Raw genomic sequence first — 21,614 nt, forward strand, 5'->3', positions numbered from 1 at the left:
GAGCATTTCCCTACACGCGATATGAAAATGCTTTAGTGCCGGCAGGCTTCGATGGGACTCGATTTCAAGCGCCTTCGAGCTGAATACGCGCCGTTCGTGTAAAATCCGTGCTTTAAATACTTGAACCGTACCTGACGAGGCTGGCGGCCGGCATGATGGACATTGCGCTTATTGTCATTTTGATTCTGATAAACGGCCTGTTCGCCATGTCGGAAATGGCGTTGGTTTCTTCCGGCAAAGCGAGGCTGCAGAAATTGGCGGACGAGCATCGGCCCGGCGCCCAAGCCGCCTTGAAGCTTCATCAGGAACCTTCGCGGTTTTTATCGACCGTCCAGGTCGGGATCACCTCGGTAGGCATTCTGAGCGGAGCGGTAGGTGAGGGTGCACTGGCCGAGCCGCTGGCCGTCCAGTTTCGGCAAGTAGCATATCTTGCGCCTTATGCGGAAAATCTGGCTTTAGCGGCAACGGTCGTCTCGATCACTTATTTTTCGGTCGTGGTGGGCGAACTGGTGCCCAAACGCCTGGCATTGCTGCGTCCGGAAAGCATCGCCCGCGTGATGGCCGGGCCGATGAACGGCCTGGCCCTGGTCGCCGCGCCGTTGGTGTGGCTGCTGTCCGCTTCCAGCAACGTGCTGCTGCGCATGATCGGCGCCCATAAGCCCCGTAAGGTTACAGTGACCAACGAAGAAATCAAAATCCTGATGGACATCGGTTCGGAAGCGGGTGTGTTCCATGACCAGGAAGGGCAGCTGGTCTCGAATGTGCTGAAGCTCGACGAGCAGCGGGTCGGCGCCATCATGACGCCACGCAAGGATATTTTTATCGTCGATCTGGAGGATGACGAGCGGGCGGTCAAACGCCTGATTGCCGACTGTCCTTATGCGAAGGCCGTGGTCTGCCGTGGCGGCGTTGAAAACATATTGGGCATTCTGCACCGCAGCGATTTGTTGAAAATCCTGATGGACGGGGGCGAATTCGATGTTGGGCCTGTGCTGCGCGCGCCCCTGTATGTGCCGGATTCGTTGATGCTGCCCGAGCTTCTGGAGTTTTTCAGGGAAATGCACGACGAGTTTGCGCTGATCGTGAATGAATACGGCGAACTGGAAGGTCTGGTTACCTTGAGCGATGTATTGAAAGCGATCGTGGGCGATTTGCCGAGCCCGGAAGCTGAATTCGATCCCGACATCGTACGGCGCGATGACGGTTCCTGGCTGGTGGACGGCAGCGTCTCGATCGTCCGGCTGAAATCGGCGATCGGCATGACGGGGCCGTTTCCCGGCGAGGCGGTAACGGCGTTCAATACTGTCGGCGGATTCATTCTGTTCTATCTGGAAAAAATACCCCATGTGGCGGATCACTTCGTTTACGACGGCTGGTATTTCGAAGTGGTCGATGTGGACGGCACGCGAATCGACAAAGTTCTGGTTGCAAATGAGAAGGCCGATCTCAAAAACAAGAGGCCGGCTCAATAAAAATTGCCGTGCAGGCCCGGTATGCCGATATTCTGAATGTGAACCGCATTGCGGCCTTCTTCGTAGGCCAGCAGTCTGCCTTCCTCGCGCCAGAGCCGGAAAGCCAGCGCGTAGGATAATACCCGCACCGGATAGCCGCGCGGCATTTCCTGCAGATAGGGCTGGATGGTCGTGAAGTCGGAAGCATGGTACTTGTCCATGATGAAGCGCAAACCGCCGTTGGCCGGGCCGATGTTGTAGGCCAGAAGGCCCAGGAACAGGTCGCCGTTCATTTCGTTCAGGTAGTGTTTGAACGTTGCGGCGGCAATGAAGGCGTTGTGCTTCGGGTTTTGCAGATCCAGTCTGTCGACCTCCAGTTGCTCGGCGGCTTCGCGGGCGATCGTTTTCGGCACCTGGGTGATTTGGAACAGGCCACGGCCGCCGTCCGCGCTGTCCCGCGGCATGAACGAAGACTCGGCAGCCGCGATTCCGTGCAGGATATTCGCGTCGACGTCGAACGCTTCGGCCGCCGCCTCGATCGCGGGCTTGAAGGCCGCGGCCCGGTCCAGCATTTTTTGCATCGCTTTGGTGCCGTAACGCCGGTATGCCGCATAGACCTGATGCGCCAGCGTCACCCGCCCGGCTTCCACCTTGCCGCCGACCAGCGTTCTGAAATGTCTGTAAGCCAGCGCGAAATTATCCTGCACGCTGATCCAGCCGATCACGACGGCAAGGCCTGCGGCAACCGCCGGCGCCAGGATCTCGGCTTTCTGATGCAGCGATTGGCGCAGCCGCCACCAGCCGAGCAGGAAAAATGCCGCCAGCAGGACCAGCAGCAAGATGCCGAACGCGAACGGCAGCAGGTTGGCGAAAAAGCCGGTGCCGGTGAAGTGCGCGGCGGAATAGCCGAGCAGCACGATGATGGCCGAAATCGCGACTCCGATGAGGCTGATCACTTCGATTGTAAGCAGGGCCAGCTTGCGCTGCAGATAACCGGGAGGCGGCGTTTTTTTCTTCTTTTTGGTGGTTGATTTTGAGGCGGCTGGCGATTTCGAGGCGCCTTTTCTGCGTGGTGCCGATGGCGATGGATTGCGTGTCCGGGCAGGTTTCGGCGGCTTTGCCCCGGCCGTGTCGGCCGTTTCCGTTTCGGGAAGTCGCTCCTGCTTTTCCATCGCGCGGCTGTCGGTCATTTATGCAAATGATTGTCCGGACAGACGCCGTTGCGCAGGCTGATGATCGGCCAGTTCGCCGATTCGGCGTGCTGCTTCAATGTCGCGTCGGGATCGACCGCGACCGGATTTTCGACCCTGCTTAAGAGAGGCAGGTCGTTGTGCGAATCGCTGTAAAACCAACTGTTTTTTAATGTCTCGTTCGAATCTTGCAGCCAGTTTTCGAGATAGGCGACCTTCCCCTCCCGGAAGCAGGGCAGGCCGATGAAACCGCCGGTGTAACGTCCTTCCTTGAATTCGGGCGTAGTCGCGAGCAGGTTTTCGATCCCGAACAGCTTCACGATCGGTTCGGTCACGAAGCGGTTGGTGGCGGTAATCACCAGCAGCGTATCGCCGCGCTTTTTATGTTTGCCGACCAGTTCCAGAGCAGGCTGCAGCAGCAGCGGACGGATGACGTCCTCGACAAACTCGGCCCGCCATTGATGAAGTCGATCGGCGCTATGCAGAGAGAGGGGGCGCAGCGAAAATTGCAAAAATTCGACGATATTCAAGGTGCCGCGTTTGTAGTCGTCGTAAAACTTCACGTTCGCCTGCTCGTACTCGTCCTTGTCGACGATGCCGCGATCCACCAGAAACTGCCCCCATAGGTAATCGCTGTCGTCGGCTATCAGGGTATTGTCCAAATCGAAAATGGCTAAACTCACGGGTATCCTGTCCAGATTAAAAGGCTAGCTGCCTATGGAAACTCGGTTGATTTTATGGTTCAATGAGGTATTCATTATAACTGCCTTACCTGCCTCGTCATTTTATCATACGCGCGCCGGGGAAAAGGTGGGGTAAACAACAAGGTTTTAACATGATAGACTCGAAAGGATACCGGCCCAATGTCGGGATCATCCTTTGCAATGACGAGGGTCGCGTGTTTTGGGCAAAACGGATGGGGATGAATGCCTGGCAATTTCCTCAGGGCGGTATCAATCAAGACGAAGACCCCGAAACGGCGATGTATCGTGAATTGTGGGAAGAGACCGGGCTGCAGCAGCAGCATGTTCAGGTACTTGGGCGGACACGCTATTGGTTGCGTTATAAACTGCCCGAACGTTATATCCGTAAGAATACCGCGCCGATCTGCATCGGACAAAAGCAGATCTGGTTTATTCTGCGGCTGCTCACGCATGAATCGAACGTGCGTTTCGACCATTGCCCGAAACCGGAATTCGACAGCTGGCGCTGGGTGGATTACTGGGAACCGCTGAAAGATGTCGTTTATTTCAAGCGCAAGGTTTATCAGCGGGCGATGACCGAATTGAGCGAGATTCTGGCCATCGAAGGCTTGCCCGTCGATATGGCCGGCAAAACGGTTAAGGATCGGATGCCGCCTGCCAGGCTGAAAGGCAGCCGCCGGCCGAGACATAAAAAGGCCGCCGCCAGGGCATAACGGATTTCAGGCAAGAAGGCTGTCAATAAAGGTCTATTTGAGACCCTAAACCGCCGGTTTTTGGGGCAGGCGGTAAACGGCGGTTTCCAGGCTGCCATCGGGGTAAAGATAAACGATCCGATAACCGGGCCCGGCGTCGTCAAGGCTGAAAGCGAGGCTATCGGGTTCGAACTGAAAGCAGGTCGAAGGCGCGCTGAATACGCGTACCGCATCGGTCCGCTTGTCCATCACCTGATGAATATGGCCGCAGGTGACCGCCCTGACCTTCGGGTAACGGCGCAGTACCGCAAGAAATTCCCCGCTGTTGTCGATGATCATCGTATCCATCCAAAGGCTGCCGGTTTTCAGGCAGTGATGGTGCACCGCAATCAGCGCATACCGGTCCGGACAAGCGCGCAAGCAGTCTTCCAGAAACCGCAATTCCTGTTCATCGAGCCGTCCGCCCGGTTTACCCGGAATCAGGCTGCTCAAGGCAATGGTCTGCCAATTGCCGAGAAACGTTTGTTTATTGCAGCTGACCCGTCCCCTGTTCAAAGCGCTTTGCATCAGCGCCGGATCATCATGGTTTCCCGGCAGGCAGATGCAGGGAATTCCCGCGCTCTGCAGCTTTTCGGCGATGCGCCGGTAGCTGTCGAGGCAAGGTTCCTGCGTCAGGTCGCCCGTGGCCAGGATCAGGTCGATGTCAGGATGCGCCGCCAGCGCGTGTTCGAGCACCCGGTGAAAATAATATTCGGTGTCGATGCCGTACATCGTATCTCCCGGATGCGGGAGAAGATGCAGATCGGAAATTTGCAGGAGGGTATGCGCGTGCGCCGGCATGGCTGGATTTCAGTCGATTTTTTTATTCAGTATCTTGGAGTTCCGCTGCGGATTATAAAGGTTCTTCAGCGAATCCGGCAGGCTGGCCAGGTCCGATTGGCCAAATCCCCGCTCGATGAACCAGTGCATCGTTTGCGTCGACAAGGCGTAGATCCTTTTCAGGCCTGACTGCCTGGCTTTGGCATAGGCATGATCCAACAGCCGGCTGCCTCGCGAACCGCCCCGGTAGTCCGGGTGGACCGCGAGGCAGGCGATTACGCCGCTCCGGCTCGGTTCATCCCGATGCAGCGCGGTGCAGCCGATGATCAGCCCATCGCGTTCGACGACGATATAATCGGCGATTTCCATTTCGATTTTTTCGCGCGAACGTTTGGCTAGAATGCCTTGCTGTTCGAGCGGCTTGATCAGTTCCAGAATGCCGCCGATGTCGTTCAGCGTTGCGGACCGCAATTCTTCGAACGGCATCGCACTGATCAGCGTGCCGACACCGTTGCGGGTAAACAGTTCGAGCAGCAGGGCGCCGTCGGTCCTCCGATCGACCAGATGGACGCGGCCCACGCCCGCGTTCGAACACTGGATCGCGGCTTTCAGCGGCAGGGCGACAATATTCGGCAGCTCCGGATGCCGATCGAGGAAATCGCCCGCTTCGGCGGTGGTCATTTGCAGGATCTGCTGGCCGCTGCCGGGATCGCAAAAGCTTTGCTCGGTCAACAGGATCAGCTTTTCGGCTCTCAAGGCAATCGCGACCTGGGTGGCGACCTGTTCGGCGGACAGGTTGAACACCTCGCCGCTCGGCGAATAGCCGATCGGCGAGATCAGCACGACCGCGTCCTGGTCGAGCTGCCGTTCGATCGCCGCGCCGTCGATCCGCCGGACTTCGCCGGTATGGCCGTAATCGACGCCGCCGATCACGCCGATCGGTTTGGCGGTCACGAAATTGCCCGAAGCAACCCGAAGCCCGTATCCCGCCATCGGCGTGTTCGCGAGGCCCAAGGACAACAGCGCCTCGATCTCGACCCGTGCGGTGCCGGCCGCTTCCTTCACGCATTGCAGCGCCAGCTCGCTGGTAATCCGGAGATTGTTGTGGAATAGCGCGGGAGCGTCCAGTTTCTTCAGCCGCTCGTCGATCTGCGGACGAATCCCGTGCACCAGCACCAGCCGAATGCCGAGGCTCTTCAACAGCGCGAAATCGTGGACCAGATGGTCGAAGTCCGGGTCGAGCAGCGCCTCGCCGCCGAAATTGATCACGAAGGTTTTATTTCGGTGCGCGTGGATGTAGGGCGAGGAATCTCTGAACCAGTTGACGAAGGATTGGTTAGGTAGCATCAAAGGAAAGGATTGATCGAAAATGTGATTTTTGTAGGTTGGGTTAGGCGCCAGCCGTAACCCAACATTGCAGTCTTCGATGCGTTGGGTTACGGCTGGCGCCTAACCCAATCTACGTTCTTCGATCGCGGAAGCCATCATATTCGCCGTGTGCATGCAGCCGGGCATGTCTCTGTTCCGGGAAAAGTTGAAAAAGCAAAGAAGAACAGCGGGCGCCGGTGTTGACGGTTAATAAAAAGTATCCCAATTGCTCGATTTGCGCCGCCAGCTCAGCTTCGGCAGCACGAATCCCAGGATCATCCCGATCGAGGCGACCATGCCGCCATAGAGAAACCAGTCCTGCTCCGAGCGGTCCTTGAGTGCCGCATTTTCGCGTTCCAGCTGCTTGGCTTCTTTTTCGATCTGTACGTAGCGTTCCTCATAATTGTCGCGTTCGGCTTTGATCCGGATCGCATCGGCCGACGTTTTTTTCAGCTCGCTGAGTTCATGGATCAATTTATCGCGTTCCTTGGCCAGGGATTGTTCGAGCGTCGTGCCGGGCGTCAGGAATTGTTTCAGCTTGATCAGTTCGAGTTTCAGCGCCGCATTTTCGGATTTCAGCGCGGCGCTTTCACGGGTGGCCGATTCCAACTGCGTCCGGCTGGGCGGTTCTTTCATTGTGTTGCGGGTCAGAATATAACCCTCGGTGCCGTCTTCCAGCCGGACGCGGGAATAGCCGCTTTTCTTGCTGACTTCCAGCACGGTCAGGGGGGTGCCGGTTTCAAGCGAGCGCACCAGGGCGCCTTTGTTGCTTTCTTCGCTGCGCAAGGCGATGATGTGGGTGTCGGTCACATAGACCGTCTTGTTCGGCTCTGCCGCATGGACGGCGCCGACGACCAGCAGGGAAGCGATGAGTAGGCGTTTCACGATGGAATCTCTAGGGTATGAGGAAGTCCGATTTTAACGTTATTTACCCGGGATGAGAAATTCGAGCAGCGCTTTTTGGGCATGCAGGCGGTTTTCGGCTTCTTCGAAAACGACGCTCTGCGGTCCGTCGATCACCTCGGCGGCGACTTCTTCGCCGCGGTGCGCGGGCAGGCAGTGCATGAACAGCGCGTCGGGCCTGGCGGCGCGCATCACTTCGGCGGTGATCTGGTAATTCTTGAATGCCAGTTCCCGCAATTTTTGTTCCTCTTCCTGTCCCATGCTGGCCCAGACGTCCGTGACCAGAAGATCGGCGTTCCGGGCCGCCTCGATCGGGGCCGCGAAGAATTTCACATGATCGCCGGCCGCCTCGACGATCGCTTGATTCGGGCGGTAACCGTCCGGACAGGCGATATGCAGATGAAAATCGAGCAGCATCGCGGCATGAATATAGGAATGGCACATGTTGTTGCCGTCGCCGATCCACGCGACCGTCTTGCCCTTGATGTCGCCGCGCTTTTCAAAATAGGTCTGCATGTCGGCCAATAGCTGGCAGGGGTGCTGCTCGTCGGTCAGGCCGTTGATGACCGGCACGCGGGAGTTCAGTGCGAAGGTGGCCACCATCTCATGGCTATGGGTGCGCAGCATCACGCAATCGACCATGCTCGAAATCACTTTCGCGCTGTCTTCGATCGGTTCGCCGCGGCCCAACTGGGTATCCCTGGGCGAAAGAAACATCGAACTGCCTCCGAATTGCGCCATGCCGGCTTCGAACGAGACGCGCGTGCGGGTCGAAGATTTCTCGAAGATCATCGCGAGCACCTTGCCTTTGAACGGATAATAATTCCGGTCGCGATGTTTTTTCAGTTCGATGGCCCGGCTGATCAGTTTCCGGAACTCGTAGCCGGTAATGTCGAGCAGGCTGATGAAATGTCTGACTTTCATAGGGTTACATCTTGTGCTGTGTAGTCTTTGACGAGACCGGATAAAATGGCGACGAGCAATTCGATCTGGGCCTCGTCGAAGATCAACGGCGGCAGCAGGCGGATCGTCTTTTCGTTCGTTACGTTGATCAGCAGGCCTCTCTCCAGGGCGGCGGAAACCAGACCGCCGCACGGGCGATCCAGCTCGATGCCGATCATCATGCCTTTGTGGCGAATGTCGACGACGCCCGGCATGCCGTCCAGGCTTTCGCTGAATGCTGCCTGGATCGCCCGGCCGTGGCGTTCCGCCTGGTCGGCCAGCTTTTCCTGTTCCAGCGTGTCGAGCACGGCCAGGGCCGCGCTGCAGGCGAGCAGATTGCCGCCGAAAGTCGAGCCGTGGTTGCCTGCGGTGAGGACCTCCGCCGCTTTGCCGTGCGCCAGGCAGGCGCCGATCGGCACGCCGTTGCCGAGCGCTTTCGCAAGCGTGACGACATCGGGCAGTATCCTGTTGTGCTGGAAGGCGAGGAATTTGCCGGTGCGGCCGATGCCGGTCTGGATCTCGTCCAGCATCATCAGCAGGTTATGTCGATCGCAAAGGGCGCGGATCCGGTTCAGATAGTCCGCAGACGGCACATTCACGCCGCCTTCGCCCTGCACCGGTTCGACCAGCACCGCGACCACGCCGCTGTGTTCGGCCAGCGCCCGTTCGAGCGCGGGCACGTCGTTGTAAGGCACGCGGATAAAGCCTTCGACCAGCGGTTCGAAGCCCTGCTGGACCTTCGGATTGCCGGTCGCGCTCAGGGTGGCCAGCGTGCGCCCGTGGAAACTTTTTTCCATCACGATGATCCGAGGAATATCGATGCCCAGGCCATGGCCGTATTTGCGCGCGATTTTGATCGCGGCTTCGTTCGCTTCGGCGCCGGAATTGCAGAAAAAGACATTGTCCATTCCGCTCAGGGCGGCAAGCTTGGCGGCGAGGTTTTCCTGAACGGCGATTTGATAGACGTTCGAAGTGTGCAGCAGGGTTTCGCTCTGTTTACAGATCGCGCGATGAACGGCCGGGTGCGCATGCCCCAGGCTGCAAACCGCGATGCCGGACAAGGCGTCCAGGTAGCGCTTGCCGTCGGTATCCCATAACCATGCGCCGGACCCGCGCACGAAGGTCACCGGCAGGTGCCCGTAAGTCGGCATGATGTGACTGTTCATTTCATTGACCTGTAAATGAAAAAACCGGCAGTAAACCCCAGCCGGCAGAAAAAAAGGTCCGATTATAAATTTCTATTGTGTATCAGGCAAGTAGAGGCTTAAAGATTTGCTTTTTTAATGAGTTTAAACTTGTTAGAATCAACCAATTTTCATTATCGAGTGTTAAAAAATCATGAGCGTTATCGAAAGAATTCAATCCCAACTGGAATCCAATCCTGTGATCTTGTATATGAAAGGTTCGCCCGATTTTCCGCAGTGCGGATTTTCAGGGCAGGCGGTGCACATTCTGGATGCCTGCAGCGCAAAATATGCCTATGTGAACATTTTCGAAGACCCCGAATTGCGCGAAGCGTTGAAAAGCTACTCCAACTGGCCGACTTATCCGCAGCTTTATATCGCCGGCGAACTGGTCGGCGGCTGCGACATCATGATCGATCTCTACCAAAAAGGCGAACTGGCTAAAATGTTGAGCGCAGCCAATTCGGTCGCCGAATAACCCGCCATCCATTATTTCTTTCCGAGTCTCGTCCCGCCGGTTCCGCGGAATCCGGGACGGCGCCGTCGTTTCCGGCTACGGCAATCGGGCCGGTCCGTTCAAACCCGAATGCGATAAGGCATCCGCCGCGACAGGATGCGTCCGTGATTTCGCCGCTCGTGGTCCCGGTTAGACAGTATCGACAATGCTTGTTAAGCTACAGCGCTTACACTTACACGACAGGGCGCAGGCGAATGCGAGAGCGGACAACTTTATGGCTGGGCGGTTTGACCGCGCTGTATCTGCTCTGGTTGACGTTCTGGGTCGTGTTGGGCGATCAGTCTTTCGGCCTGAATTTTTATAACTGGGATCAGGCTTCGGCAGCGGTGGCGGCGGCACTGGCCGCATTCCTTACTGCCCGGAAAACCGCGAGGCCTTATACGTTTTTTCTGGTTTTCCACGGCCTGAGCCTGATCATGATGAGTGTGTCCTGGATTACCTTCGATCCGGCGGACGTTCATCGGTCTTTCCATTTCAGCGGCGACCTGCCGTCCTATTCGAACATCAGCTACGGCGGATTCGTCTTCTTCGGCGTGTGCGCGTGGGGTTATCTGGTACTCGAACAATGGCGGAGCTATCCGCCGACGGCGCTGACCCAGGGCGTTTTTGCGCTGTTGTTCGCCGGTTTGTTCTTGATTCTGGCCAATTTCTACTATCCCCAATATTTGCCGCTGCTCGGCGAGGCAGCGGGCCGTCTGGATGCGGTGGTGTCGGGCTTCGAGTTCCTGATACTGGTTTCCGGCCTGATCGCGGTCCTGTTGAAACAATCGCCGGCGGTGAGCATGACGCTGGTGGCGACCGCCTTGCTGCTGGCAAGCGATCTGGCCTACAGCGACAACGATGTGCCGTACGGCATCGAGGCGGTCTGGATGTTCGGGCAATTATTGATGCTGGCCGCCCTGACCCAGTTTTCCGGCACGCCACAGAAAACCGAGAGCGGCCAGGAGCCGGGCAAGGGGCGATCCGGCCTTTCGGCGCTGCTGATATTGCTGTCGCTGGGCGGGCTGCTGCTGGCGGTCGCGGTGGGCTTTTTGCCGATTCATCGGGTCTGGAAGTCATTTTATGGGGTGTTGTTCGTGGTTGCGCTGGTCGTGATCGAGGTCTGGCTGACCGATCGTTTCGACGAGACGGTGAGATATCTGAAATCCCATACAAAACACCTCTTGCGGAACCGACTGACCGGGGAGGAGTGGCGCACGGCCGATACGCGCATCTCTGCGGCGCTGCAATCGACCGGTCTCGGGGCTTATCTCGACTTTCTGGATGCTTCCGCGCGCCGGCTGAAGAAGGATGTAATTTTTCTGGGGCCGGAAAAACTGTTTCCTGCGTCCGTAACGGATAATGACGGTTCGAGAACAAGAACGTGCTTCCTGGTGATGCCTTTCAGTTACGCTTGGTCTAGCGACGTCCACAAGCTTCTGGCGGATGCCTGCAAAGCGCTGTCGGTGCAGGCGGTGCGCGGCGATGACGTGTTCACGCCCACCGATATCCTGGTCGATATCTGGAGGAGCCTCAATATGGCCGATTTCGTGATCGCCGACATCACCGGCCGCAATCCGAACGTGCTCTATGAGCTCGGCATCGCGCACACGCTCGCCAAACCCGTGCTGATCATTTCCCGGAACGCCGGCGACATTCCGATCGATTTGAGCACCCGGCGCGTGATTCTCTACGGTCAGAACGAAGAAAACTGGCAAGCGGACCTGGAACTAAAAGTCACCCAGGCGATCTCCGAAATCGTTCGCGTTTACGGTTTGTAAAAAAGAACAGCCATGAAATCGCGCATTATCCCTGGGCAAGCATTTCTTGCCTTCCTGTTCATGAATCTTATAGGCGCTGTCGGTCTCCGGGCGGCGGAGCAACCGCCGCTCGCCCCCGGCTACGGCAATCTGCAATTCGCGTTGCCGGCACCGGGCACTTATGCGTTGCCGCCTTTGGGCGAGGCCGCCAACGGCGAGGTGCTGGACAGCGACGGCAAGGCGCTCGAACTGTACGATTTGATGGGCGACAAGATCGTGCTGCTCAGTTTCGTCTATTCGACCTGCAGCGACGTGAACGGCTGCCCCTTGGCGATCGCGGTGCTGCATAAAATCAAACGGCGCCTTGCCAACGAGAAGGATATCGCCGCCAAATTGAGACTGATTACGCTCAGCTTCAACCCCGAACACGATACGCCCGACACGATGGCGGCATACGGCAAGGAGTTTCAGGCGCCGGGCATCGAATGGCATTTTCTGACGACGCGTTCCGAGGCCGATCTGCAGCCGATTCTCGGCGGTTACAACCATACGGTGCAGAAGGTTTACGACGCGGAAGGCAAAAGCACCGGGACGTTTTCGCATGTGCTGCGGGTTTATCTGATCGATGCGGACAAACGCATCCGGAACATTTACAGCGTCTCGTTTCTGCATGCGGATACGTTGATCAATGACATCAAGACCTTGCTGAGCGGCGAACCCCGGACCGTAGCGGTCAAGACGCCTGCGGCCGGCAAGCCGTCCTTGTATCGGGCCGGGGACGACAAGTCCGATTACGAAAGCGGCGGCTATCAAACCCATTCGCTGGCAATGAAGGAACGGCGGGGCAAAGCGATCGACCTGCTGGCGACGATTCGAAAACCGATGCGGGGTTTGCCGCCCGTGCCGGTGCCGAAGGACAATCCCTTGACCGAGGCGAAAATCGGCCTGGGCCGCAAACTGTTTTACGATCGCCGCCTGTCGCTGAACAAGACCTTTTCCTGCGCGATGTGCCATATTCCGGAGCAGGGCTTTACCAGCAACGAAATGGCGACCGCGGTCGGCGTCGAAGGGCGGACGGTCCGCCGCAATTCGCCGACCCTGTACAATGTCGCTTATCTCGATCAGCTGTTTCATGACGGCCGCGAAACGGCATTGGAGCGACAGGCATGGGGGCCGCTACTCGCGCACGACGAGATGGCGAATCCGTCGATCGGCTATGTGTTGGAGACGGTCGCCAACAGCGAGGACTACCGGGGATTGTTTCAAAAAGCCTTCGGCAAAGGGCCGGGCATGGAAACCCTCGGGATGGCGATCGCCAGCTACGAGCGTACCTTGAACTCGGCCGATTCGCCGTTCGACCGTTGGTTCTACGGCAAGGACCGGAAAGTGCTGAGCGAAGAGGCTCAGCAGGGTTTCAAATTGTTTACCGGCAAAGCCGGGTGTTCCGGGTGCCACACGGTCGATTCGAAATTTGCGTTGTTTACCGACAACGGCTTCCACAATACCGGAATCGGTTTTGCCGCGGCGATGGACGGCTCGAACGCGAAGCGCCGCGTGCAGATTGCGCCGGGCACTTTCGTCGAAGTCGACCGCGAGGTGATCGATTCGGTATCCGGCGATAAGGGCAACGATCTCGGCCGTTATGAAATCACCCAAAAACCCGAGGACCGCTGGAAATACCGCACGCTTTCCCTGCGCAATATCGGTTTGACCGCGCCGTACATGCATGACGGCAGCCTGGGGACGTTAGAGGAAGTCGTGCAATTTTACCGGCAAGGCGGTCGTCCGAACGAAAACCTGGATCCGCTGATCCGGCCTTTGCCGCTGAACGATCGGGAAGCGGCGGCGCTGGTCGCGTTTCTGAAGAGCCTGACCGGTTCGAACGTCGGCGACTTGGTCGGCGATGCGTTTGCGGCGCCGATCGGCGATGCGAAATGACAAATCGGGTTTCTCTGGCTACGACGGATTTTGGTGCTGGAGAAGCTCAACCGTTTGATGATAACATGAGGACTTTAAAATCAACGAAATCCGCGCTCAAGAGCGATCATGAACCCCAATCACCGAATCCTGTTTGCCGGCGATCCGCACGGAAATTTTCGGCCGCTGATCGAGGCGGTCCGAAAATGCCGTCCCGAAGCGGTCGTGCTGCTCGGCGATTACGATTTGGAGTGCCCTTTGGAGCACTATCTGGCCGAGATCATCGGCTTGACCGAAATTTGGTGGATCGCGGGTAACCATGACTTCCAGTCGCCCTGCAAATACCACAGCCTGTTCAACTCCTCGCTTGCCGACTACAGTCTGCACCTTCGCGTGAAGGAAATCGCCGGGTTGCGGATCGCGGGACTCGGCGGGATTTTTTTGGGCAGGGTCTGGTATCCGCCTGCCCAGCCGAAGTGGATCAACAAACGCCATTTTCTGAACAGCCAGAAAACTGCGCAGCGCTATTCCGAACTGTCGCTAAAATACCGGTCCGCGATCTGGCATGACGAGTTCGAAGCGATGAAAGCCCTGCAGGCCGATATCCTGGTCACGCACGAAGCCCCGTCCTCGCATCGGTTCGGGTTTGCGGCAATCGGCGAGCTGGCCTCCGCGATGGGAGTGAAACATGTGTTTCATGGCCATCTGCACGAAAATTATGCTGCCACGATTCGGCGCAATATCCGCGTGGTGGGTGTCGCCGATCAAGTGGTGGCCGATCTGGCCGGCAATCTGGTGAACGCCGGGGAACTGGCCGTTTCGGATTAGGTCTGCTTTTTCGAACCGGCGGCGCCTGGGAATTTGTCACTGCCCCGTTTCGGCGTAAGGTTTTGACAGGCAGCCGGAGAAAACCCGTAGCAGCCGTCTCTTCGCGCCATGTCCGGCTTGATGATCATTCGCAAGCCGGCATTTCCAGCCGGCCATGATCGAGAAAATGCCCGGTGCGGCGGATAAGCGAATTACGCTTTTCAACAGCGTCCCTTGTGGTAAAGTTCCGCCAGGTCGAACGGATCGGCGCCGAAAAAATTCCGAAGCCGTAACGTCCACATCAATAAAATCGTCTTCCAGACTCCGAATGTTTCCCAGCGGCGGCCGAAGCGGGTGGCTTTTGCGGTCAGGCAAATCGACGGGCCGATAGTTTTAAGCAATTTCGACAGGTATTCCTGAAAGGGGATGCAGAGATGAGTCGATTTTTATCCTCGCATAAGGATTCAAGCGTTTATCCCCGTCTCTTTATCCGGATGTTATCAACCGGAAAGAAATTGACAGTTTCACCAAGCCTGTCTATATTGCCTCGTCATTTTTAAAAATGGCGAGGCAATTGATTTTATTGTTTGACCGTTCCCGTCAGCAGTTGGGAAAGTAAAGGCTTGATACCCTCAAGTCGGCTGTTATTCGTTTGTTTTTTAATTTAGGTTTGGGATGGGTTGACCGTTACGGACTTTGGGTTCGGGACGGTGAGGAAGCATTCCGTAAGGAACGCGCATCCGTAGGATTATCCGATTTACTTATCATGAATTGCAGGAGAATGAACATGAAGCAAATAGGCGCCGAGTTTTTGGGAACTTTCTGGTTGGTTTTGGGCGGATGCGGCAGCGCAGTATTGGCGGCCGCGTTTCCGAATGTGGGCATCGGGTTACTGGGGGTTGCGTTTGCTTTCGGGCTTACGCTTTTGACGATGGCGTATGCGATCGGCCATATTTCCGGTTGCCATCTGAATCCCGCCGTATCTATCGGCTTGTGGGCCGGCGGACGTTTTCCCGCGAATAAATTGTTGCCTTATATTCTGGCTCAGGTGGCCGGAGGATTGGTCGGAGGCGGCATTCTCTATCTGATCGCCAGCGGCAAGGCGGGTTTCGATGCCGCTGCCGGTTTTGCGGCGAACGGCTACGGCGAACATTCGCCAGGCGGTTATTCCCTGGGGGCCGCGTTAGTGACCGAAGTCGTGATGACCATGATGTTTATACTGATCATTCTTGGCGCCACCGATCGCCGCGTGCCGCAAGGTTTTGCCCCTATCCCGATAGGCTTGGGCCTGACCCTGATACACCTGATCAGCATACCGGTCACCAACACCTCAGTCAACCCCGCCAGAAGCCTGGGCGTCGCGGTTTATGCCGGCGACTGGGCGCTCGGGCAGGTTTGGCTGTTCTGGGTCGCTCCGATCGCGGGCGCGCTTTTGGGCGCTTACATTTATCGGTTGATTGCCGAAGAGCGGATTGAAGATACGGCGGCTCCCGGCTTCGTCAAACAACAATAAAAATCGTTCATTCATCGAACCGACATCTGAGCTTCTCGGCTTTTTTTGACGAGAGAAAGGTTTCGAGAAGCCCGGATACTGAAGATGGATGGCAAGGGCATTATTATGCAGAGAGGGGGAGGGTATGGAAAAAGATCGATCCGCAACCGGTTTTGCGCAAGTTCGTCAGGAAGAACTGGAAGTCATCAAAAGCCAGCGGCTGAACCGGGGCGATATTCGGGAAGCCGATGAAGCCGCACGCCTTGCCGGACTGGCGATCAGCGGCGGCGGTATCCGTTCCGCTTCGTTCGCGCTGGGCGTCCTGCAGGGGTTGAACAAATACCATATTTTGCGTCGGGTGGACTATTTGTCGACCGTTTCGGGCGGCGGCTATATCGGCTCCTCGCTGACCTGGTTCAATTATCAGAACAAGAAGAACGGTTCGCCCTGGACTTTTCCGTTCGCTTCCGATGCAGTCCATTCGCCGCTGAATTTCCTGAGGCAGAACGGCAATTACCTGCTGCCGAACGGGCTGTCGGCCTTGTCGCTGCTGGGCGTCCTGCTGCGTAATATTGCGCTGGCGTCCTCGGTCTATCTCGCGGTGATCGTCAGCCTCTTTTATCTTTTCGTCAATCTCCGGCTGTTCGTGCCGAAACCCTGGATGCTGCCGTTTACGGACGGCTGGCAGCCGGCCTCCCTTTTCACGCAAGCCGCGCTGATCATGGTGCTGGTCTTCGGAATCACCAGTTTTTTGTATGCCTGGATGACCTGGCGGAAGTTAGGGACGGAGCAGCGCGGGTATCGCGGGCGTTTCTGGTTTCAGCGCGTGCAGGGCAAGATCATTTTGCTGGCGCTTGCATTCTGGGTATTGGCGTTGCTGCCGGGAATCAACCAATTCGTCAGCGATAAACTGCGCGGAATGGAATATATGACCACTTCCTTTCCGGCGCTGCTCGGCATGATCGGATCGATCTACGAGTTTTTCCAGCAGCAAAAGGGCAACCAGGCCGGCAAAGGCGCGATGACGGAGATTCGTATTCTGCTGACCTCGGCATTGCTGATCTTCGGCATCATGGCGGTCGGTTATAAATTCGCGCTGGATTGGGATCATTCGGACATGCAGTGGCTTTACGGATTGGTGATCGCCGGCGTCGTCCTGACCGGATGGTTCGTCAACCTGAACCTGTTCGGCATCGGGCGAATGGACCGCGACCGCCTGATGGAAGCCTTTCTGCCGAATCCGCAAGCGGTGAACAACACGCGCTGGGAACTGGCGACCGAAGCCGATGTGGCTTTTTTTACCCAAGTTTCCGGACCCGATCAATGGGGGCCTTACCACATCATCAATACCAATGCCGTTCTGGTCGATTCTCCCAATGCCAAATACCGGGGCCGCGCCGGGGACAATTTCATCATGTCCCATCTGTATTGCGGCGGCGACGCGGTCGGTTTTCATCCGATGGATGCGCTGTCCGACGGCGAAATGACGCTCGCGACGGCGGTGTCGATTTCGGGCGCCGCGTTGAATCCGAACGCCGCCAACTCCGGGCAGGGCACCACCCGCAACCGCCTGGTTTCGTTTCTGCTGACGTTTTTCAATATCCGGCTGGGCTTCTGGATACAGAATCCGGCGGTGACCGGCTGGCGGAAAATCCTGTCGGATATGAACAGGCGCCCCAACTTTTTCTATCCGGGCTTTTTTCAGGGGTTACTGGGACAGGATCTCAGGGAAAACGTGGGCTATCTGGAGCTGACCGACGGCGGCCATTTCGACAATACCGGGCTGTATGAATTGATCAGAAGGCGCGTTGATACCCTCTATTTTTCTTCGGCCGGCGCGGACCCGAATTTCACCCTGGACGATATCGGTAGTCTTCTGGTGCGGATCCAGGTCGATTTCGACGTCACGATTACTTTCCATGACGAGCTGGAAAGCCTGATGCCGGGATCGGACGGAGAAAGCGTGTACGCGAAGCGCTTCGGCTTTTCGAGAATGGGCTTCGACAGAGGCACGATCCATTACCCGGCCAGCGCTCTGGGGCCCGCCAAAAAGGGTACCCTGTATATCGTCAGGGCGACGCTGGCCAAGGATTTGCCTGCGGAAATCTACAGTTACCGCGCCCAGCACGAGGAGTTTCCGAATCAGTCCACGAACGACCAGTTTTTTGATGAGGTTCAGGTCGAGGCGTACCGGGAGTTGGGGTTCCGGTTGACCGCGCAGATGTGCAGCGCGCTGTCGCTTTCCAGCGAAGAAATTACCCCGGTTTCGGAGATTTTCGCGGAAGCGGCGCAAGCAGCCGTCGAAGGGGTACAGGAGGACGTCGAAGGCGTGCCGGAAGTGTAACGCATCTGCGTTGCGCTTTCATGCAAGGGGGACTTGAACGCCGATGTCCCGGCCGCCGACGGTTACCGGCTCAGCTTTTGCCACCACGCAACGGCTTGCGGCAGGGCTTTTCGCCCGGATTCAGCGGCCCGCCGCCCGAGCGCAAGGCCCAGGCGCCAAGCCAGGGCGAGGATTCGGTAACCGGCTTTTTTCACAGGCGTAAAATCGACCGCGCGATCCCGAAGCACGCCGCGCCGGCACAGCCATCGGAACAGGCCGCTCAGATACAGAAAAAACAGCGCCTGTCCTGCCAAAAACCAGAGCAAGCGTCCCGAGGCGCCCAAGGCCTCGCCCGAATGCAGCGGCCATAGCCAGGCCGCCGCGGTTTGTCCGGCCGTAAAGCGGGCCGGGTCGCGCACTTCCAGAATGTGGCCGCTCCAGCGGTCTACCCAGACCGTGGTGAAAGGATGGCGCTGATTGATTTCGCCGTCCTGGCGAAAATGGATTTCAAACACCCCGCTGTCGCCGACCGGCGTGCTGATCCGCCGTAATTCGGCGTTCGGAAACGGGGCGCGGGCGATGAACTCGGCGCCTTCCAGACCGACTGGATGATCGTTCGGTACGGCGGTGCTGACGATCGCGCCGTTCGCCTCGCCGTGGCCCATCCCGGCCTCGCCGGTCAGCGTTTCCACCAGTGCCGGGTAAGAGAGCAAGACGCCGGTGCCGGCCAGCGTGAGGATCGCTGCGGCGCTCAGAAAACCGGTGATCCGGTGCAAATCGGTCGCAAAACGCAGCAGGCCGGATTGCCGCCGTATCGTCAGCGCTTTGCGTAGCCCTTTGATGCCGGGCCACCACAAATACAGCCCGCTGCCCGCCGACAGCATCAACAGCAGTCCCAAAGCCCCTACCGTTTTCCGTCCGGTCAGGCCGAGCAGCAGATGGCTGTGCAAATCCAGGAACCAAGTCGTAAAGGTCGAGCCCCAGAAGCGGCTCGCAGCGACCTCGGCGGTGTAAGGATTGACCGAAACCATCAAGGGAGCGTACCACTCGAAATACGTTTCGCGCGGTTTTTCGAACCAGGCGGTAATCATTCCGTGCGGCGATCTCGGCATTTCGAGCGTCCAGGCGCCGTGCCGGTCCGGATGTGCCGACCGCACCGCCGCGATGATCTTGTCCAGCGATTGGTGAGCGCCTTCGGGATGGTCGATCACCAGGCGTGGATTCAGCAGTTCGTCGATATCTTCCCGGTAAATGCTGAGGCTGCCGGTCAGGCCCAGCAGGGCAAACAAAAAACCGGCGCCGAGCGCCAGCAGCAGATGCAGTTTGAGCCAGACGGCCCGACCGCGCCGGGCCTTGATGATCGCGTGGGTCATTCGGGAAAAGGGCTTCGGAAAAACTGCGAATTATCCCACGGATCGGCTTTTTCTGTCAGGCCGGGCGCATCAATCGTGCGCGGCCAGCGGATGGTGCTGTGAGTGTTCTTCGGCGATGACTTCTTCCAGCGACGGCTGGCCTTTGACAGCGCGCTTTATCGCCAGTTTGACGGCTTCGTAATTCCAGTCCTGGATTTTGCTGTTATCGGTAGCGTCCCAGTGAATGAAGACACCTACGCAGATAAATATATGCGTAGCCTCCTCCAACGGAATGATGCCTTCCTTGACGCAGTCGGCAACCGCCGTGGCGACCCCTCTTTGCGCCGGGCCGAACATCTGCTCCGCCTGCCGCCCGTTGGTGATTTCCACCTTGTTGAACATGACCGTCGCCGGTTTGGTCATCAAGTTGGGCGCTATCAGCGCCAACAGCGCATTATCGCCGCGTTTCTGGTTGGTCAATGCATTGCAGAAAGCGAATTCCGCGGCGCTGCCGCGCGGTCCCATGATCAGGTCGATATGCGCCACTTCGTTCCCTTCTCCAACCAGCGCTTCACCAACCAATACATGATCTATTTTGGGTTTGGGGATATTGATATTCGGCATGATATTTCTCCGGTTAGCTGTAACTTTAGGGCTCAATGGAATAGCCGGCATTCGCCCAGTCTTCCAGGCCGCCTTCGAATGCGGAGACTTGCGAATAACCGGCCGCGGCCAGCCGATTGGCTGCCTCTTTCGAGGCATTGCAATGAAAGCCGGCGCAATAGGTGACGATCGGACGGTCCTTGCCTTGCGGTCCTGCCAGCGTGGCCACTTTTTGTAGAAACTCGCTTCCGGAGACCGGCGCATTTTGCGAGCCCGGAATATGGGCTTTTCGGAAAGCATCTTCCGAGAGCACGTTCAGCAGCAGAAAATCTTCCCGATTATCCTGCATATTTTTCAATTCGTTTCGCGTCAGGATGTTCATTTTCGCACCTCCTTAACTGAGTGTTTCAATCGCATTTAACGGACTGCCGTCCGTTTTTTTCCGGTAATGCGCCGGTTCGGGCGGCGATTCCGGCCGGGTTGTTTTTAGTGGTTTTTTATTAGAGGGCGGGCGCCGGAAATAAATCCCGACGCCCGTTCGCGAGGCCGGTTTCATTCGCGGCAGGAAGGAGGCGGACCGATGTCGTTAAGTCAGGATGGGAGGTGTTGCAAAGCTCGCTTTGCAAACATCCGCCTCTAAAGCCCGAGGTCGCTGAGCCCCGGATGGTCGTCCGGCCGGCGCCCTTGCGGCCAATGGAACTTGCGTTCGGATTCCGCGATCGGCAAGTCGTTGATGCTGGCATAACGGCGGCGCATCAGGCCGTTCTCATCGAATTCCCAGTTCTCGTTGCCGTATGAGCGGAACCATTCGTCCTCATGGTTGTGCCATTCGTAAGCAAAGCGGACCGCGATCCGGTCGCCTTCGAAGGCCCATAATTCCTTGATCAAACGGTATTCAAGCTCGGTCCGCCATTTGCGGATCAGAAATTCGACGATCTGTTCGCGGCCGACCGGAAACTCGGCCCGATTGCGCCAGCGGCTGTCGACGGTATAGGCCAAGGCGACACGTTCGGGATTTCGATTATTCCAGGCGTCTTCCGCCATGCGGACTTTTTGCGCGGCGGTTTCGCGGGTAAACGGAGGAAAGGGCGGTCGCGGTTCATGGATGACGGTCACGGAAAACTCCTTAGCGGTGAGTGAAGACGGGAGAAATGCCGGATTTTAATGCCGGCAGGCCTATTGTATTCCGAAATCTCGACGAGAAAATATCTCATCCCTTTTCACTCATAAACCATAACTGCATGGCCGGCAATTTGACGCGCAAATTCGGCAATCACCTGGAAGGAAAACCGTGTACACCTTTTATGGCCGACATGAAAGTCCGGCTCGGTAGGGACTACGTTTATCCGGATGTCGTCGTCGATTGCAGCAAAATGAGCGGTTCCGACATGTTTTCGGAAAACCCGGCGCTGATCGTCGAAGTGCTGTCGAAGTCAACCCGAAAAACCGATACGGCGGTGAAACTTTTACGCTACATCAACCTGCCGTCATTGCAGGAATATGTCTTGATCGAGCCGGATTTTGTTTGGATGAGGTGGTTTGCTTCGCGAAACCGCCCTACAGTAGGTAGCTGAGTAGGTCGGGCACGCTTTTTTGTGCCCGACATGGCAG

22 protein-coding genes are annotated in these 21,614 nt (G+C 57.4%); 9 read left to right on the forward strand and 13 right to left on the reverse strand.

From position 1 onward, the window contains the following. The first annotated feature begins 152 nt into the window (after positions 1 to 152). Positions 153 to 1,472, forward strand: a complete 1,320-nt coding sequence (locus tag CC94_RS0114720; RefSeq protein WP_005370997.1) for a hemolysin family protein — start codon at positions 153 to 155, stop codon at positions 1,470 to 1,472. Here CC94_RS0114720 and CC94_RS0114725 read toward each other — a convergent pair. Together CC94_RS0114725 and CC94_RS0114730 are read right to left on the reverse strand one after the other, a co-directional pair. Further along, positions 1,466 to 2,641 carry a lytic transglycosylase domain-containing protein gene (locus CC94_RS0114725; RefSeq protein WP_005370999.1) on the reverse strand — a complete coding sequence of 392 codons (1,176 nt, stop codon included), beginning with the start codon at positions 2,639 to 2,641 and terminating at the stop codon, positions 1,466 to 1,468. The two genes, CC94_RS0114720 and CC94_RS0114725, sit on opposite strands and share 7 nt — an antisense overlap. Then, positions 2,638 to 3,324: a histidinol-phosphatase gene (locus CC94_RS0114730; protein ID WP_005371001.1), complete on the reverse strand. Its 687-nt coding sequence runs from the start codon at positions 3,322 to 3,324 to the stop codon at positions 2,638 to 2,640. Before CC94_RS0114730 ends, CC94_RS0114725 begins: the two co-directional genes overlap by 4 nt. A gap of 152 nt (positions 3,325 to 3,476) precedes the next feature. Here CC94_RS0114730 and CC94_RS0114735 point away from each other — a divergent pair, with 152 nt between their 5' ends. Further along, a complete protein-coding gene (locus tag CC94_RS0114735; RefSeq protein ID WP_005371003.1) occupies positions 3,477 to 4,058 on the forward strand; it encodes an RNA pyrophosphohydrolase in 582 nt (193 codons plus the stop codon). 45 nt (positions 4,059 to 4,103) lie between these two features. Here the strand turns inward: CC94_RS0114735 and cpdA are convergent, their stop codons facing one another. The 5 genes from cpdA to CC94_RS0114760 form a co-directional block, all read right to left on the reverse strand. After that, positions 4,104 to 4,877: a 3',5'-cyclic-AMP phosphodiesterase gene (gene cpdA / locus CC94_RS0114740; protein WP_005371004.1), complete on the reverse strand. Its 774-nt coding sequence runs from the start codon at positions 4,875 to 4,877 to the stop codon at positions 4,104 to 4,106. A 9-nt stretch (positions 4,878 to 4,886) separates the two neighbouring features. Beyond that, positions 4,887 to 6,203, reverse strand: a complete 1,317-nt coding sequence (gene argA, locus CC94_RS0114745; protein WP_005371005.1) for an amino-acid N-acetyltransferase — start codon at positions 6,201 to 6,203, stop codon at positions 4,887 to 4,889. Between the two features lie 228 nt (positions 6,204 to 6,431). After that, positions 6,432 to 7,109, reverse strand: a complete 678-nt coding sequence (locus CC94_RS0114750; RefSeq protein ID WP_005371006.1) for a TIGR04211 family SH3 domain-containing protein — start codon at positions 7,107 to 7,109, stop codon at positions 6,432 to 6,434. 39 nt (positions 7,110 to 7,148) lie between these two features. Next, positions 7,149 to 8,051 (reverse strand): ornithine carbamoyltransferase, encoded by a 903-nt coding sequence (gene argF / locus CC94_RS0114755; protein WP_005371007.1) that lies wholly within the window; start codon positions 8,049 to 8,051, stop codon positions 7,149 to 7,151. After that, positions 8,048 to 9,235: an acetylornithine transaminase gene (locus CC94_RS0114760; RefSeq protein WP_005371008.1), complete on the reverse strand. Its 1,188-nt coding sequence runs from the start codon at positions 9,233 to 9,235 to the stop codon at positions 8,048 to 8,050. The genes argF and CC94_RS0114760 overlap by 4 nt, the downstream gene beginning before the upstream one ends. A gap of 172 nt (positions 9,236 to 9,407) precedes the next feature. On the opposite strand from CC94_RS0114760, the gene grxD reads away from it, so the two are divergent. From grxD to CC94_RS0114780, 4 genes are all read left to right on the forward strand, one after another. Next, positions 9,408 to 9,731 (forward strand): Grx4 family monothiol glutaredoxin, encoded by a 324-nt coding sequence (grxD, locus tag CC94_RS0114765; protein ID WP_005371009.1) that lies wholly within the window; start codon positions 9,408 to 9,410, stop codon positions 9,729 to 9,731. A 233-nt stretch (positions 9,732 to 9,964) separates the two neighbouring features. Then, positions 9,965 to 11,530 carry a hypothetical protein gene (locus CC94_RS22455; protein WP_005371010.1) on the forward strand — a complete coding sequence of 522 codons (1,566 nt, stop codon included), beginning with the start codon at positions 9,965 to 9,967 and terminating at the stop codon, positions 11,528 to 11,530. A gap of 60 nt (positions 11,531 to 11,590) precedes the next feature. Next, positions 11,591 to 13,447 (forward strand): cytochrome c peroxidase, encoded by a 1,857-nt coding sequence (locus tag CC94_RS0114775; protein WP_036304485.1) that lies wholly within the window; start codon positions 11,591 to 11,593, stop codon positions 13,445 to 13,447. Positions 13,448 to 13,555: 108 nt separating this feature from the next. Further along, positions 13,556 to 14,254: a metallophosphoesterase family protein gene (locus CC94_RS0114780; RefSeq protein WP_005371012.1), complete on the forward strand. Its 699-nt coding sequence runs from the start codon at positions 13,556 to 13,558 to the stop codon at positions 14,252 to 14,254. 36 nt (positions 14,255 to 14,290) lie between these two features. On the opposite strand, the gene CC94_RS23815 is transcribed toward CC94_RS0114780, so the two are convergent. Next, entirely contained in the window at positions 14,291 to 14,458 is a 168-nt protein-coding gene (locus CC94_RS23815) for a hypothetical protein (RefSeq protein WP_157203447.1), read from the reverse strand. Then, a complete protein-coding gene (locus tag CC94_RS0114790; RefSeq protein WP_031431395.1) occupies positions 14,455 to 14,634 on the reverse strand; it encodes a hypothetical protein in 180 nt (59 codons plus the stop codon). The genes CC94_RS23815 and CC94_RS0114790 overlap by 4 nt, the downstream gene beginning before the upstream one ends. Positions 14,635 to 15,020: 386 nt before the next feature. Here CC94_RS0114790 and aqpZ point away from each other — a divergent pair, with 386 nt between their 5' ends. Both aqpZ and CC94_RS0114800 read left to right on the forward strand, forming a co-directional pair. Next, positions 15,021 to 15,746, forward strand: a complete 726-nt coding sequence (aqpZ, locus tag CC94_RS0114795) for an aquaporin Z (protein ID WP_005371013.1) — start codon at positions 15,021 to 15,023, stop codon at positions 15,744 to 15,746. A 124-nt stretch (positions 15,747 to 15,870) separates the two neighbouring features. After that, on the forward strand, positions 15,871 to 18,069 hold the full coding sequence (locus tag CC94_RS0114800) for a patatin-like phospholipase family protein (RefSeq protein WP_031431397.1): 2,199 nt from the start codon (positions 15,871 to 15,873) through the stop codon (positions 18,067 to 18,069). A gap of 62 nt (positions 18,070 to 18,131) precedes the next feature. Here the strand turns inward: CC94_RS0114800 and CC94_RS0114805 are convergent, their stop codons facing one another. From CC94_RS0114805 to CC94_RS0114825, 4 genes are all read right to left on the reverse strand, one after another. Continuing rightward, positions 18,132 to 19,421: a PepSY-associated TM helix domain-containing protein gene (locus CC94_RS0114805; RefSeq protein ID WP_005371015.1), complete on the reverse strand. Its 1,290-nt coding sequence runs from the start codon at positions 19,419 to 19,421 to the stop codon at positions 18,132 to 18,134. Between the two features lie 69 nt (positions 19,422 to 19,490). Continuing rightward, positions 19,491 to 20,024, reverse strand: coding sequence for a formaldehyde-activating enzyme (gene fae / locus CC94_RS0114810; protein WP_005371016.1), 534 nt, complete (start codon positions 20,022 to 20,024; stop codon positions 19,491 to 19,493). Positions 20,025 to 20,049: 25 nt separating this feature from the next. Continuing rightward, complete coding sequence (locus CC94_RS0114815) at positions 20,050 to 20,385, reverse strand: rhodanese-like domain-containing protein (protein WP_005371017.1); 336 nt, start codon at positions 20,383 to 20,385, stop codon at positions 20,050 to 20,052. A 254-nt stretch (positions 20,386 to 20,639) separates the two neighbouring features. Further along, positions 20,640 to 21,119, reverse strand: a complete 480-nt coding sequence (locus tag CC94_RS0114825; protein WP_005371026.1) for a nuclear transport factor 2 family protein — start codon at positions 21,117 to 21,119, stop codon at positions 20,640 to 20,642. Between the two features lie 35 nt (positions 21,120 to 21,154). Between CC94_RS0114825 and CC94_RS0114830 the strand changes: the two genes are divergently transcribed. Then, a complete protein-coding gene (locus CC94_RS0114830; protein WP_084675361.1) occupies positions 21,155 to 21,577 on the forward strand; it encodes a Uma2 family endonuclease in 423 nt (140 codons plus the stop codon). The last annotated feature ends 37 nt before the right edge of the window (positions 21,578 to 21,614 follow it).

The sequence above is a fragment of the Methylomicrobium agile genome (genome assembly GCF_000733855.1).
GTDB classification, from domain to species: Bacteria; Pseudomonadota; Gammaproteobacteria; order Methylococcales; family Methylomonadaceae; genus Methylomicrobium; species Methylomicrobium agile.